Source organism: Hoylesella pleuritidis (assembly GCF_963541955.1).
GTDB classification, from domain to species: domain Bacteria; phylum Bacteroidota; class Bacteroidia; order Bacteroidales; family Bacteroidaceae; genus Prevotella; species Prevotella pleuritidis.
In genome coordinates, this window is record NZ_CAUTUT010000010.1 from 25,852 (window position 1) to 41,277 (window position 15,426).

Here is a 15,426-nt window from a genome sequence, read left to right on the forward strand (position 1 = left end):
TTACCTATATTCTATTGTGTAATAAGAGCAAAAAAATCCCAATTGCTATTGACAATCGGGATTTTTCTTTTCATATCGAAATATTACTAACACTTTATGACTGAATATTAGGCGCTTCAAGACCATAGCCTTTCTTTTTATCCAAAGCTTTAAGCGCAAAGCCAAGGAATAAAGCCATCACACCCAGAGAAGCAAATACGCACATCGGAATGGTGTAATTATACTGTAATGGATCGGTAATGCCAGGATTGGATGCACTCAACACCGAACCGATAATCATCGGAAAAGCATAGAGTCCGATGTTCTGAATCCAAAAGATCAGGGCATAAGCCGAACCAATAAGCTTCTCATCGATGAGCTTGGGCACCGATGGCCAAAGAGCCGCAGGCACAAGCGAGAACGAGATTCCGAGCACAATAACGGCTGTCAACGTGATAACGACACTCTGCGTGGCCGGCACAACGAAAGCAAATACGAGGTGGCAGGCAATCATCAGGATAGCGCCGAGAATGAGCATCGAAGCTCCCTTGCCTTTATGATCGAGATAGTTGCCGAGGAACGGCGTTACAGCGGCAGCACCAAGCGGGAAGACAAAGAACACCAGTCCGGCATCAGCAGCCGAGAAATGCAGGTTGCATTGCAACATATTGATGGCGTATTTCTGGAAAGGGAATATCGCCGAATAATACAATACACATAACAGGGCCACGAGCCAGAATACTTTCAATGAAAGGATTTTACCGATATCGCTTACTTTGAACGGATCATCTTTTTCTTCTTCAACACCTTGTGCATCGAGTTTCTTATCCATAAAACCGTAAACGATGAAGCAAATCAGACCGATACAGAGCAACATCAGCTCGAAAGCAACGGGACGCGACACGCTGATCGGTTTGATAGCGGCAAGCGCCGGAGATGCAACGACGACAACAGCAACACCGACACGGGCAATGGCCATCTCGATTCCCATAGCCAAAGCCATCTCTTTGCCTTTGAACCATTTCACAATACCGCGTGAAACAGTGATGCCTGCCATCTCTGCTCCACATCCGAAGATCATAAATCCGATAGCAGACAACTTGGCTGATGCCGGCATTCCGGCATAGAATGGGGTAACATTCCACCACGTTTGGGGCAAATTCAATGTGTTGGTAAAGAATGTTTCGAGGCTGCTTCCTACGAAGAAGTCGCTCACGGCATAGTAGTTAATTCCCGCACCAACAACCATTACCATTCCGGAAAGAACCGCAGTAAAGCGCACGCCCATCTTATCGAGAATGATTCCGGCGAAAATCAGGAAGAAGACAAACACATTGAGGAAAGGTTCGGAACCTGCATAATGACCGTAAGCAACAGGATCCCACCCACGTTGTGTCTGCAAGAATTCCTGTAACGGAGAAAGAATGTCTACGAAAATGTAGGCAAAGAACATCGCCGAAGCGAGTAAGATTAACGCGGTCCAACGCCATAGCTTTGAGTCGCTGAGTTTTGTTTGAAATGTTTCTACCATTTGAGTTTATTAGTTTTTAAGTTTATAAGTTTTTGAATCGGTTAGTTTTTTAATCTTTGAGCCACTGATCGAGCCAACCAAAGAATGTGCGTTGCCACAAGATTCCATTCTGCGGCTTCAACACCCAGTGGTTTTCATCCGGGAAAAGAAGCAGTTTTGCCGGAATCCCTCGCATCCGTGCAGCATTGAAAGCACCCATACCCTGGTTGGCATTGATGCGATAATCCTTCTCACCATGAATGCAAAGAATGGGTGTATCCCACTTATCCACAAACTTATGAGGGCTATTTTCGTATGTCTTCTTAGCGTTGACACTCATATCTTTATTCCAAAACGCATCATCGTATTCCCAATTGGAGAACCACACCTCTTCTGTATCGGTGTACATCGATTCGAGATTGAAAGCACCATCGTGGGCAATAAACGCCTTGAAACGTTTGTCGTGATGACCTGCCAAATAATAAACAGAGAAGCCACCAAAAGATGCTCCGACACAACCTAACCGTTCTTTATCCACAAACGGCAAATTATTGGTAGCATCATCGATAGCAGAAAGATAATCATTTATACACTGACCGGACCAATCTCCCGATATTTCTTCAAGCCATTCTGCGCCGAACCCCGGTAAACCGCGCCGATTCGGTGCAACGATAACATATCCGTTGGCTGCCATTATCTGGAAATTCCAGCGATAACTCCAAAACTGACTGACGGGACTTTGCGGTCCACCCTCACAAAAAAGCAAGGTAGGATATTTTTTATTGGCATCGAAATGAGGCGGCAAAATGATCCACACCAGTTCTTGTTTACCATCAGTAGTTTTGACCCAACGCTGTTCTACCTTGCCGATAGCTAACTGATCAAAAATATGTTTATTTTCATCTGTGATCTGCATAACGGTCGATTGCTTCTCCTTTTTAGTCGGTGTTACCAGGAAAAGGTCATCGGGATGCGAGATACTGTGTCGAGTCGTGAGCAAACGATTCGTATTTCCTAACATCTGAACACTTCCATAATCGTTCCATCCATCAGTCAACTGCTTTACCTGACCGTTCAAATTGGTTTGATAAACATTAATACAAGCGTGCCAAACACCGATGAAATAAAGCGTTTTAGCATCTGGGGCCCAGCAATAATCATCTACATTCGAGTCAAAACTTTCTGTTACATACTTCTTATTACCGTTGGCCAATGTGTAAATACACAGTCGATTGCGATCAGACTCATACCCATTGCGTGCCATACTTTGCCAAGCCACATACTTACCATCAGCAGAAAACCTGGGATTAACATCATAACCCACATTCATATCACTGCTCTGATGATTCACAGCCTGTGCTTTCATTGTTTTCGTTGCATTGATAGCAGGCTCCTTATAACCATCGGGCTTACAGAGATTCTTCGTCTCGCGCGTACCTATATTATATAGATAGATATCTGCATCGGTCGAGATAGCATATTGCAACCCCTCTTTTTTACGACTGGTATAGGCGATCATCTTCGAGTCCGGACTCCAAGCCAATTGCTCAGCACCGCCAAACGGGGCTACCGGACACTCATAAGGCTCACCGCCCAAGATATCAATTCCCTCACCGATACCATCGGTCGTAACATCGGCCAAATAAGGATGAGCAATAGACTGAACGTAATGGTCCCAGTGACGATAGTTCATATCCGTGATCAACATCCCCGTAGCTAATGGCAAATCATCAGGATTGGCTTTGATTGTTCCGGTATAAGGGATAGACTTTATCAGAATAACGTACTTCCCGTCGGGTGAAAACTTATAACCTTCGATCTCTGTTGCCGACTTAGTCAATTGTCTGCGATCGGTTCCATCGGGATTCATCGACCACAGTTGACCACCTGTCAGGAATGCGATACGCTTCCCGTTCTCCATCCAGGAGGCATCAGTCTCGCTTTTATCAGAAGTTGTCAGCAACTTCTGATTCTTACCGTTGGCATCGATTATATACAAAACCTGATGTCCTTTGTTCTGTTTTACGCTGTAATAACCCACCTGATAAACAATGCGTTTACCGTCGGGCGATGCTGCCGGATTGCTTACACGTCCCATTGCCCATAAGGCTTCAGGCGTCATCAGATCGCTTTTCAGCGTAATGTTGTTCTTACCGATCATTGTCTGTGCCTTCATTTGTGATATGCCCATCATCAATGCAGCTACCACCAGTACGATTGCTCTGTTCATAAGATTTATTTAGTTTTTCCGTTTTCGTTCCAAATCTTGACGCTTCCTCTGCAATTCCATCTGCTGTTCCTGCATTGCTTGAAGCCGTGCAGCCAATCCGCCGAGCTTTTTCGGATTATTTTTATTCTCCTGATAACGTGCTTCGAGAATGCCGAGCAATTTCCGGTCGTCCGTCGTCTTACGTAAAGCCCACATAATAGCTGCCGAGAAGAACAACGAGACAAAATAATAGAAGTTGAGTCCTGAACTGTAATCATTGAACATAAAGAAGAACATCACGGGCATTAAATACATCATCCACTGCATCATCTTCATTTGTTCGGCCTGCTGTCCCATCATCTGATCTCGCTGTTGCCGCATCGTCATCATCGAATAAAGCACGTTAGCCGCACAGAACAAGATACACGTAAGTGACAAGTGATCACCTATCAGCCAGATATTTTTATTCCATTCAATAATGGGATCATAAGTAGAGAGATCACTGATCCACAAAAAACTCTCTCCTCGGAGTTGAATGGCATTGGGTACGAAGTTGAACATTGCGATCCAAATCGGCATCTGGATAAGCATCGGCAGACAACCCGATAACGGACTTACACCGTATTTCGAGTACTCAGCCATCATCGCCTGCTGTTTCTGCATTTGGTCTTCAGGCTTGTTATATTGAGCTGTTGCCGCATCCAATTTAGGTTTCAGCACACGCATCTTGGCCGAACTCATATAGCTTTTTTTCACAAGCGGATAGGTGATTGCTTTGAGAAGCAGAGTAATCAGAATCAAAACAATCCCCATATTGATGTTCAAACCGGTGAGCCAGTCAAAGACATAGAGGGTAAACCAGCGATTAATGATACGGAAAAGCGGCCAACCTAAATAAACGAGTCGCTGCATCTCTAAATCCTTACCGAAGTGAGACTCTTTCTCAACTCGCTGTAACAGCCGGAAGTCATTAGGTCCGTAATAGAAATCAAATTCAGAAGGCCTCTTGCCGGAAGGGTCGAAAAGCGTCTTCATCTTAGCCCTGTATTGTTTCAAGTAACCCGAACCTTTTTCCAGGGGAATACTTGTCATCAGTGCATTCTGGCTGAAATCAGTTCTCGAAATCATTACAGCTGAGAAGAACTGATTTTTAAATGCCACCCAATCGATCTTTTCTTTGACTTCCTCATCTATCTTTTCAGAACTTTCGTTCAGATAATCCGTCCCGCCTTCTGTCTCGTGATAAGTGAGCGAAGCATACCGATTCTCAAACGTAAACCCCTTTTCCTGCTGGCGACATTTGTCTTGCCAATCCACATTTAACGTCGTATTGTCAGGCGAGAAGAGACCGGCCATACCTTGAACGGACATCTTTAAATGCAGCATATAGTCCTTGCCCAAGGTGTAAGCCAATATGATGCCCTTCCTGTCAGCAGTCTGTGCCGTGAAAACCACGGTCGAATCTGTAACGGACGAGGGCTGAAAATACAAGTCTTGGGTCGAGATATTAGCCTCTTTGGCCACGAATGTATAATTCAAACTTTGATCTTTGCTGTCAAAAAGCGTAACGTCTGGATTCCCGTTCTTGTCTTTGAATCCTTTAATAACAGCTTTTTCTACGGTCGCTCCCTTGGTATTCAGCGTCAGTTCGATCTTACTATTTTTCAGAACGACATTCGCTGCCTTGCCTTGCAGCGATGTATAAAACAGGGATGAAGTGTCTTTTGGCAACTGCTGTTCTGTTTTCGCCCGCTTCTCTACGGCTGCCTTCTGTCGTTGTTTTACTGCCTGTGCAATGGAATCCTGCTTGAAAGCTGCCGCTTGCTGTTCTGCCGAAGGTTTAGTCCACCAACTGAAACCGATCAATACCACAGCTATCAATACAAATCCAATGATATTATTCTTATCCATTTTACTTTTTCTTGTTTTCTATTGCTGTTTTAACGAAATCCACAAACAATGGATGGGGCTTCAAAACAGTACTCTGGTATTCCGGGTGAAACTGTGTCCCGACATACCATTTCAATCCGGGAATCTCTACAATCTCCACAAGATTGCTCTCGGGGTTACGACCCACACACTTCATTCCGGCTCTTTCATACTCTTGTTGAAATTCGTTATTGAACTCATAACGGTGACGATGGCGCTCCTGAATAATACTTTCCTTATACATATCGAACACGCGTGAACCTTGCTTCAAAATACACTCATAAGCACCCAAACGCATCGTACCGCCCATATTCGTTATGTTTTTCTGTTCTTCCATAATATCGATGACATTATGTTCGGTCGTCTCATCTATTTCACGACTGTTGGCATCATCATAGCCCAAGACGTTACGTGCAAACTCGACTACCATCATCTGCATACCCAAACAAATGCCGAATGTGGGAATATTGTGCGTACGAGTATAGTGGGCAGCAATGACTTTCCCTTCGATACCGCGCTGCCCGAACCCTGGACAGATCACAACACCGTCTAAACCCTCTAACTTTTCGGCCACATTTTCGCGCGTAATCTTCTCTGAATTGACAAAAACCAGCACCGTTTTATGGTCGTTATAAGTGCCCGCCTGTGAAAGACTCTCTCGGATACTCTTATAGGCATCCTGCAAGTCATATTTCCCCACGAGCCCGATACGCACTTCCTCAGTGGCTTTAGCTCTTCGTTCCAAGAAGTTTTTCCACGGACCGAGGCCTGGTTTTGCGCCAATGGGCTCGCCAATCTTCTTCAATATAGCCACATCAAGCCCTTGATTCTGCATATTGACGGGTACTTCATAGATACTGGGCAGGTCTTCGCTCTGAATAACACAATCGAAATCGACATTACAGAACGCTGCAACTTTCTTCAATATACCATCATTAAGATGCTTCTCCGTGCGCAACACCAAGATGTCCGGCTGTATTCCGATGCTTTGCAGCTCTTTCACACTGTGCTGGGTAGGCTTAGTTTTCAGCTCCTGAGCCGCTTTCAGATAAGGCACATACGTGAGATGCACACAGATAGCATCCTTACCCAGTTCCCATTTCAGCTGTCTGATGGCTTCTAAAAACGGTGTTGACTCAATGTCTCCTACCGTTCCGCCTATCTCGGTGATCACAAAATCATAATGATTCTTCTTTCCTAAGAGCTTAACATTACGTTTAATCTCATCCGTGATATGCGGAACTACCTGAATGGTTTTTCCTAAATAGTCGCCGCGTCGTTCTTTATCGATAACGGCTTTATAGATACGGCCTGTCGTAAGCGAGTTAGCTTTGGTGGTCTGGATGTCGGTAAAGCGCTCGTAATGCCCCAAGTCAAGGTCTGTTTCCATACCGTCAACGGTGACATAACATTCTCCGTGCTCATAAGGATTGAGTGTTCCCGGATCAATATTGATGTAAGGATCGAATTTCTGAATCGTAATGTTGTAGCCTCTTGCTTGCAAGAGTTTACCAATAGACGACGAAATGATTCCCTTTCCGAGTGAGGAGACCACGCCGCCAGTCACGAAAATGTACTTTGTTTCTGCCACGATGTCTATTATGTTATTTTGAGTTTCAATTCGAGCGGCATGCTATATTCCGTTGCATTGCCACTGATGGATTACAAGATGCAAAGATAATGAAATCTGAATGAATGACAAAGAAAACCATTTATTTTCCTAATTATATGACACAGAAAATTTACTAGCTGCACCACTCTTTACGAATCGGTCTGTAATTAACAGTTAATCGGCTTGTATTTAACGGTCAATCAGACAGCGTTTAACCGTTAATTAGCCTGTGTTTAACGGTTAATTGCAAGACGTTTAATGGCTTTTTGCAGCGGTCTTTGTTGTATGATGGCTGATCGTGAACTATAAATCGCTGATTAATAAATTTTTATTCCCAATCTTCTGAATGTTTTTCCTGATACATTTCTCTCTTGATTACGAAAAGATCGAGTTGTCGATATTTTCATATTTCAAATAAATGAAATGTTTAATTATACTTAACGGAATTGCATTAAATATTTAATTTTACGATTTTTATTTATCTTTTTTAGCTTATAGCTTGCCGTTTAAAGATATTTTTAGTATTTTTGCGCCAGCTAATGTATATTCGAGTTCAGTTGAAGAAAGTATATTACATATTGTCGGTAACGATGATTCTCTGTACGGCCTGTGGCTTTAAGCTTAAGCCTAATGAGTGGAACGATCATGATTCGCACATCGAAGTGCGTCGATATGATCGTTTAGAGAGTCGTTATCTCACGACGGGCGACTACTCAGCGTTGCAGGAAATGAATATGGAATACCCCATCGAGACTCGTACATTGATTGAAAAAGTATTGCAGTTAGGTAATGTCGATGATCCCGAAATTAGCGGTCAGTTTCTCAGATATTATCAAGACTCTACTTTGCAAGCGATTGTTGCGGATGTGCAAATGGAGTTTGCCAAGATGGATGATGTGAATGATGAACTGGATCACGCGTTCGGTAGATTGAAAGATTGGCTCCCGAAGATGAAGATTCCTATCTTTTATTCACAGATCGGAGCATTGGATCAGAGTATCATAGTGGGTAATGGAGTGATCGGGATATGCTTAGATAAGTATTTAGGAGCGCATTATCCCATTTACAAACGATATTATTCGCGGGGGCAACGGATGTCTATGGACAGGCGGTTTATTGTGGCCGACTGCTTGCTTTTTTATCTTCTGAGTCTTTATCCGATGCCCCATTATGATGCCCGGGCGCAAATTGAGAAAGATTTGCATATGGCTAAGGTGATGTGGGTGGTCAATAAGACATTGGGAAAACCGTTTTTCGAGACGCATTATGTTGCGATGGTGGATGCGTATATGAACGAACAGAAGAGCTGTGACGTTGAAGCACTGTTGCGATTGGATGATTATTCTGCAATGGCCAAGTAGAATATGGATCTTATAGGTGGTAATTCATTCCTTGAAAAGCACCGATTTTTTTCATCCGATTGACTAATCGGTTGGTAAATTCATAATTTTTCAATCCCCATTTAGGTGCGATCAATAGGTCGGCCGGCGACTGACTGACAAATCGTTCGAGTATTAAATCTTTGCGAAGACGGGCAATATAATCGATGATCAGTTGGATATATTCGTCTACATTATATATATGGAAAGGCTTGCGAGCGTATTCTCGTGCCAGCACTGTGCCCCGAATAATTTGCATTTGATGAATTTTCAGAATGTCGAGAGGTAACGACGAGATAATCGGTGCTTGTCGGATGCTCTCTGCGGCGTCCTCACCGGGAAGGCCTAAGATGATATGTCCGCCGACGAGGATGCCTCTTCGATGTGTCATCTCGATAGCTCTCTGCGTGCATTCAAAGGTGTGTCCGCGATTGATTCGGCGCAAAGTAGTATTGTTAGCAGTCTCGATCCCGTATTCGATGAGTACGAATGTGCGACGACTGAGTGTCTTCAAATAGTCGAGTAAAGCTTCGTTGATGCAGTCCGGACGTGTTCCGATGACGATTCCTACGACATTTTCTGTGCAGAGAGCCTCTTCATACATAGTTGCGAGTGATGAGACCGGAGCATAAGTGTTGGTGTAAGCCTGGAAATAAGCCAAGTATCGCATCTCGGGATACTTGCGTGCGAAAAATGCTTTACCTTCTTCTAACTGTTCGCTCACGGTTTTTCGTCGGTCACAATAGGTGGGATTGAACGTCCGGTTGTCGCAATACGTACAGCCGCCTGTGCCCGTTCGTCCGTCGCGATTAGGACAAGTGAAGCCTGCATCGATAGAGATCTTCTGCACTTTGAATGGAAATCGTGCTCTGATCCACGTCCCAAAATCGTTATAAAACTGATTCATCGTGATGTTTGAAACTGTGAGTCTTAATCTGCGTTAAACAGAATAATCTGCTGTTGATCTGTTTGCAAAAATACGTTTTTTTGTTTAACTTTGCGGCTAAAACTGTAAATAAATCTACGAATGAAGAAATTTATTACGTTATGTGCAGCATTGCTGCTGACCTATTCAAATGCTATGGCAGGAGAAAAACTTAATTTGAAAGCGATAACCGGTGGCCTTTTTTCGGCCGATTATATCAGTGGCATCAATCCGTTGAGCGGCGGCGAGTTGTATGCTCGTATCAGTTCGGACGGTAAACAGATTGTACAATACTCTTTTAAAACGGGTAAGCAGGTGGGCATATTGTTCGATGTGAGCAACACGATGGGTGAGAAAATTGATGCTTTTGAGGGTTATCAGCTGTCGCCCGATGGCAAGCGCATTCTCATTCAGACGCAGACACAATATATATATCGCCGTTCTTACAAGGCTGTTTTTTACATTTACACGATTGCCAGCCGTAAGTTGGAGAGGCTTTCAGACGGCGGACCGCAGCAGATTCCTATCTGGTCGCCCGACGGACGGCAGATAGCTTTCGTGCGCGACAATAATATTTATCTCGTCAAATTGCTTTATGACAATGCCGAAAGCCAAGTGACGAAAGACGGAATGTTTAATAAAGTGATCAACGGAGCGCCTGATTGGGTGTATGAAGAAGAGTTCGGCTTCAATAAGGCACTTACTTTCACGGCCGACGGCGAAATGATTTGCTGGATACGTTATGATGAGTCGAAAGTGAAGACTTATGCTTTGGAGATGTTCAAGGGGTTAAGTCCCGCCCGTAAACAATATTCTACATATCCCGGAGAATATGCCTATAAATACCCGAAAGCCGGTGAAGACAATTCAAAACCTTCGGTTTGGAGTTACGACATCAAGTCACACCAGACCCGACAGCTGCAAATTCCTGTCGATGCCGACGGTTATATAATGCGAATCAAGGCTACGGACGATCCAAAACGCGTGATTGTCTACACGATGAATCGGCATCAAGACGCACTTCATCTTTATGCCGTCAATCCACGAAGTACCGTGGCCCAGCTGTTGATTAAAGAAAGTGTACCTCGGTATGTCAAGGAAGAAGTCATCGAAGGTACTATCATTGGCAAGAATCATATCCTGCTTCCCAGCGACCGCGATGGCTATATGCATCTCTATCTCTATAATATGAACGGCCAAATGCTGCGTAAAATCGGTGGTGGAAATTATGATATCACACATATCTACGGGATGGACGAGAAATCGGGTGATGTCTATTACCAGGCTGCTGCACTTAATCCGCACGATCGGCAGGTGTTTGTGGCTCATAGAAATGGGAAATCGGAACGGCTGACCGACCGCGAGGGTGTGAACAATGCCATCTTTTCTACCGACTATCAGTATTTCATCAACATTTGGAGCGACTACAACACGCCTTATGTTTTTACGCTTTGCAACAACAAAGGGAAGACGCTTGAAACGCTGGTCGATAACCGACAGCTGCGGAATAAGTTGGCTTCGTATGACTTGGGTAAGCGGGAGACCTTCTCATTTACCACCTCCGAGGGCGTGAAATTAGACGGATGGATGGTAAAGCCCGTCGATTTCGATGCTGCGAAGAAATATCCTGTCATTCTTTATCAATACAGCGGTCCCGGCAGTCAGCAGGTAATGAATGCTTGGAATTCCGGTTCGATGGGCGGCGGTGGTAGCTTTGAACATTATTTGGCGCAACAAGGATTCATCGTTGTGTGCGTAGATGGCCGTGGAACAGGCGGTCGTGGTGCTGAATTTGAGAAATGCACGTACCTCAAATTAGGTGCTTTGGAGTCGCGAGATCAAGTTGAAACGGCTTTGTATATAGCCTCACAGCCTTACATCGACAAATCACGCATCGGACTTTGGGGATGGAGTTTCGGCGGTTTCAATACCCTGATGAGCATCAGTGAGGGGCGCGGTGTGTTCAAAGCAGGTGTTGCCGTGGCTCCGCCTACCGACTGGCGGTATTACGACTCCATCTATACCGAACGCTACATGCGTACACCCAAGGAGAATCCCGATGGTTATGGCGATAATCCCATTACGCGAGCTGGCAAGATGAATGCGGCTTTACTCATTTGCCACGGTACTGCCGACGACAATGTACATCCGCAAAACACGTTCGAATATGCTGAGGCATTGGTACAGGCAGATAAGGATTTCAGAGAGCTCTATTATACGAACCGTAATCACGGAATCCGCGGCGGCAATACTCGTAACCATTTGTTGCGGCAGATTGCGAATTTCTTTATTGAGCATTTGAAGTAAGATGAAGAAATGATTGCTCGTCGTTGATATTGAGAATTACGCCTTTCCGTATCCTGCTTTATGGTATCGAAACAATAAGGTTTGATTATTCCCCTTTGTAAAAAGCATCTAATCGCTAAACGATTAGATGCTTTTTGTATTGTGTTTAATGACTTCTCGGAACGCGAAAATCCGTTAATGTTAAATGTGATAGGACTTTTTGCAAAAATGGTATAGGATTTTACAAAAAGCTTAAGAGCTTTCTATGAAAAGCTTAAGGATTTTTCTTAAATAACTTAAGAGCTTTTAATTAAAAGAGATTAGGGTTTCAGTAGAAAATGTATAGGGTTTCAATGAAAAGGGTATAGAGTTTCGTAGCGACAGTTTAATATTGGGTTGTTTATCGGTTAAAGGGGTAGTGATTTCTTGATATAGATTAAGTAATTACAATTTTTACAGAAAATAAAAGTGAGAAATGTACGTAAAATTTGTCTGTTTAATAATAATTCATAACTTTGTATGTCAATAAATGTTTTAATAAGAAGTTTTATGGTTTAATTAAGTAGTATGTTTATGGGAAAAAGACTGACAATGGCGTTGGCTGGTTTGCTCTTATTTACAGGGCAAGTATTGGCTCAAAGCAAAGTGGCGGGCACAGTTCTGTCTGCCGAAGATAATGAACCTGTGGTCGGAGCATCTGTTCTCGTAACGGGAACAACCACCGGAACGGTGACTGATGCAGACGGACGGTTTACAATTACCTTGCCGACAGGAAAGACAAGGGTCACGATTCAGTATGTGGGAATGAAAAGTCAGGTGCTGACGGCAGTCGATGGGATGATAGTTTCGCTTCAAAGTGAGTCGAAAGAGATCGACGAAGTGGTAGTGACGGGCTATGGTGTTCAGCGCAAAGCATCGTTTACGGGGGCCGCTTCGCTGCTCAACGGCGACAAGATCGAGAAGAAGAGCGATGCCAATTTCGTTAAATCGCTCGAAGGCGCGGTGACGGGTGTACAGATGAACAACTCTTCGGGTGCGCCTGGAACGTGGGGCTCGGTCTACGTTCGGGGGCGAGGCTCGCTTAATTCAGGTACGCAGCCGCTTTATGTTATCGACGGGGTGCCAGTCAATTCGGATCAAGATGCGCTGAATAAGAATACGAATAATGCTTTGGATCCAATGGCTTCGATTAATCCGAACGATATTGAGAGCGTTACGGTGTTGAAAGATGCCGCTGCAACGGCTATCTATGGGGCGCGTGCAGGCAACGGTGTGATTGTAATCAAGACCAAGAGTGGCAGTCAGGGTAAGTTTAACGTGAATCTCGATGTCAAACAAGGTTTTGTGACAGTGGCCAATAACAATATGGAGTTTGCTGATGCCGAGCAGACCTTGCAGCTGTATGCCGCAGGTCGGGCTGCCCGCTATAAGGATAAGACTCAGCAGGAATATTATCAAGAATTGCTCAAAGAAAATGGCTTGAAAAGCGTTTCTAACTATAATTGGTTCGATGCCGTGACCCGCAAGGGATACTATCAGGACTATAATCTGAGTGTGAGCGGACAGACTGGTAACACGGGTTATTATGTCAGCGGCGGCTATATGAGCAGTGAAGGAGTCGTTATCGGTTCCGACTTTAAGCGTTATTCGGGGCGCGCCAATCTCAATAGCAAGTTCAAAATATTCACTTTCGGCGCCAATATTTCATACGCTTACGCCATCAAAAATGGGGCTTCTGAGTCCACAAGTGGCTCTTTGAGCAATCCGATTGCCGCAGCAATCACGCTGATGCAGCCATTTTATCCATTCTATGGTAAGAATGGAAACTATGCGAATATAAATAGATACAATCCGCTGGCGATAAACGATAAGGGGCTGGGAGATATTAACAAAATGGAGACTTACACCACAACACTGAGCCCTTTCTTGCAAATGGATTTCGGAAAGGGTATCTATTATAAAACCACTCTTGGTGTCAACGTTTATAATCTGCGGCAATACGAATATTGGAGCGCCGTTTATAATCCGCAAGGTATCGATTATAATGGTTTAGGACAGCAATATACTTCGCAGCGAAGCACCGTTACGTGGAACAATATTTTAGGTTGGAACCGCACGTTTAATCAGCTGCACAATATCAGCCTGATGCTGGGACAGGAGTTACAACGCAAGAGTTATCTCGTGGATTATATTCAGGGCGACAACTTCCCATTTGCCAGTGCGGGTAACAGAGATCTCTCGACGGTGGGCCACTGGGGCGACTCTCAACACCAAAAGGAAGATGCTCGCTTAGTGTCTTACTTCGGAGATGCGCACTACTCATATGCAGACCGTTATTATTTATCGGCTTCTTTCCGGCGCGACGGTAGTTCGGTATTCGGTTCCAAGCATCGTTTCGGCTCTTTTTGGAGTGTAGGAGGCAAGTGGCGTTTTACTGATGAAGACTGGCTGCAACTGAAAGACAATAAGGTGATCAATAACGGAACACTGCGCATTTCGTACGGAACTGTGGGTAATCAAGATATCGATTGGTATGCGTCGCGCGGTCTTTATACGGCCGGTTTCAACTATCACGGTCTGCCAGGAACACGTCCCACGAATCTCGAAAATCCCAACCTGACGTGGGAAGTATCGCGAAAGTTTGACGTAGGCTTTGATCTTGGTCTGTTGAACCGCCTCACACTGAGTTTCGATTACTATGATGAGAAGACTACCGACGCCCTCTTCGAAGTCCCGCTCTCGCGTACTTCGGGTTTGCAAACCACCTACCAGAACCTGGGCTCGATTCGCAACCAGGGCATCGAGACGGCTCTCAACGCCACTGTTATGCGAACGAACGAATTCAATTGGACGGCTTATGCCAACCTCACTTGGAATCGGAATCGCGTACTGAAACTGTCTACCGGCGATCCGATTGTGGGCGATTACACAATTATTAAGCCCGGCTATGCTTATCGAACTTTCTATATGAAAGAATATGCGGGTGTAGATAGAGCCACGGGTAAGCCTACTTGGTATCTTAATGAGTCGGGAGACGAAGTGACGACAGATTATAATGCCGCTGCCCGTCGCTATCTGGGGTCGCCCGATCCGAAGGTTTTCGGAGGTTTCGGAACTGCTGTCAACTGGAAAGGTATCGATGCTTCGATCGCTTTCAATTACCGACTCGGAGCCAAAGTCTTCGATACCGGTGCTCGGTTTACAGGTTGGGGAATGTCAGAATATACACCGCTGAAACGCGTGGCAACAGACTCGTGGACCGCTGATAATCCCAATGCGAAATATCCGCAATATATTACAGGCGATCCCAATAATGCTACCAGCTACTCGTCTCGCTTCTTGATGAACGGCAATTTCTTGCGATTGAGCAATATCTCGGTCGGTTACACGCTGCCGAAAGCGCTTACTCGCAAGGCAATGATGGAGAAAGTGCGCGTTTATCTGTCAGCAGATAACCTTTATACGTGGACGGCCGGCGATTTCGTGGGCTATAATCCGGAGACCTATGCCAGCGGAGTTATTGCCTGGCAATATCCTGCATCAACCACATTCGTAGGCGGTGTGCAGATTAGTTTCTAATCATTTAAACAACGAAAA

General features: G+C 44.7%; 8 protein-coding genes. 3 read left to right on the forward strand and 5 right to left on the reverse strand.

The window, feature by feature from the left end:
- Positions 1–94 precede the first annotated feature (94 nt).
- The 4 genes from RWY97_RS05630 to RWY97_RS05645 are packed head-to-tail and all read right to left on the reverse strand — an operon-like array spanning position 95 to position 7,218.
- On the reverse strand, positions 95–1,510 hold the full coding sequence (locus RWY97_RS05630) for an MFS transporter (RefSeq protein ID WP_315566032.1): 1,416 nt from the start codon (positions 1,508–1,510) through the stop codon (positions 95–97).
- 49 nt (positions 1,511–1,559) lie between these two features.
- Positions 1,560–3,719 carry a dipeptidyl-peptidase Dpp5 gene (dpp5, locus tag RWY97_RS05635; RefSeq protein WP_315566033.1) on the reverse strand — a complete coding sequence of 720 codons (2,160 nt, stop codon included), beginning with the start codon at positions 3,717–3,719 and terminating at the stop codon, positions 1,560–1,562.
- Between the two features lie 9 nt (positions 3,720–3,728).
- On the reverse strand, positions 3,729–5,609 hold the full coding sequence (gene yidC, locus RWY97_RS05640) for a membrane protein insertase YidC (protein WP_315566034.1): 1,881 nt from the start codon (positions 5,607–5,609) through the stop codon (positions 3,729–3,731).
- Position 5,610: 1 nt separating this feature from the next.
- Positions 5,611–7,218 (reverse strand): CTP synthase, encoded by a 1,608-nt coding sequence (locus RWY97_RS05645; protein ID WP_021583030.1) that lies wholly within the window; start codon positions 7,216–7,218, stop codon positions 5,611–5,613.
- A gap of 578 nt (positions 7,219–7,796) precedes the next feature.
- Between RWY97_RS05645 and RWY97_RS05650 the strand changes: the two genes are divergently transcribed.
- On the forward strand, positions 7,797–8,600 hold the full coding sequence (locus RWY97_RS05650) for a gliding motility protein GldB-related protein (RefSeq protein WP_462675852.1): 804 nt from the start codon (positions 7,797–7,799) through the stop codon (positions 8,598–8,600).
- 10 nt (positions 8,601–8,610) lie between these two features.
- On the opposite strand, the gene mnmL is transcribed toward RWY97_RS05650, so the two are convergent.
- Positions 8,611–9,525: a tRNA modification radical SAM protein MnmL/YtqA gene (gene mnmL / locus RWY97_RS05655; protein ID WP_273176988.1), complete on the reverse strand. Its 915-nt coding sequence runs from the start codon at positions 9,523–9,525 to the stop codon at positions 8,611–8,613.
- 120 nt (positions 9,526–9,645) lie between these two features.
- On the opposite strand from mnmL, the gene RWY97_RS05660 reads away from it, so the two are divergent.
- Positions 9,646–11,850 carry a S9 family peptidase gene (locus RWY97_RS05660; RefSeq protein ID WP_315566037.1) on the forward strand — a complete coding sequence of 735 codons (2,205 nt, stop codon included), beginning with the start codon at positions 9,646–9,648 and terminating at the stop codon, positions 11,848–11,850.
- 552 nt (positions 11,851–12,402) lie between these two features.
- Positions 12,403–15,408: a SusC/RagA family TonB-linked outer membrane protein gene (locus tag RWY97_RS05665; RefSeq protein WP_315566039.1), complete on the forward strand. Its 3,006-nt coding sequence runs from the start codon at positions 12,403–12,405 to the stop codon at positions 15,406–15,408.
- Positions 15,409–15,426 lie beyond the last annotated feature (18 nt).

Coding starts and splice junctions, on each gene's coding strand:
- RWY97_RS05630 (WP_315566032.1), bottom strand. CDS start 1,510: ATGGTAGAAACATTTCAAACAAAACTCAGCGACTCAAAGCTATGGCGT.
- mnmL (WP_273176988.1), bottom strand. CDS start 9,525: ATGAATCAGTTTTATAACGATTTTGGGACGTGGATCAGAGCACGATTT.
- dpp5 (WP_315566033.1), bottom strand. CDS start 3,719: ATGAACAGAGCAATCGTACTGGTGGTAGCTGCATTGATGATGGGCATA.
- RWY97_RS05660 (WP_315566037.1), top strand. CDS start 9,646: ATGAAGAAATTTATTACGTTATGTGCAGCATTGCTGCTGACCTATTCA.
- RWY97_RS05665 (WP_315566039.1), top strand. CDS start 12,403: ATGGGAAAAAGACTGACAATGGCGTTGGCTGGTTTGCTCTTATTTACA.
- yidC (WP_315566034.1), bottom strand. CDS start 5,609: ATGGATAAGAATAATATCATTGGATTTGTATTGATAGCTGTGGTATTG.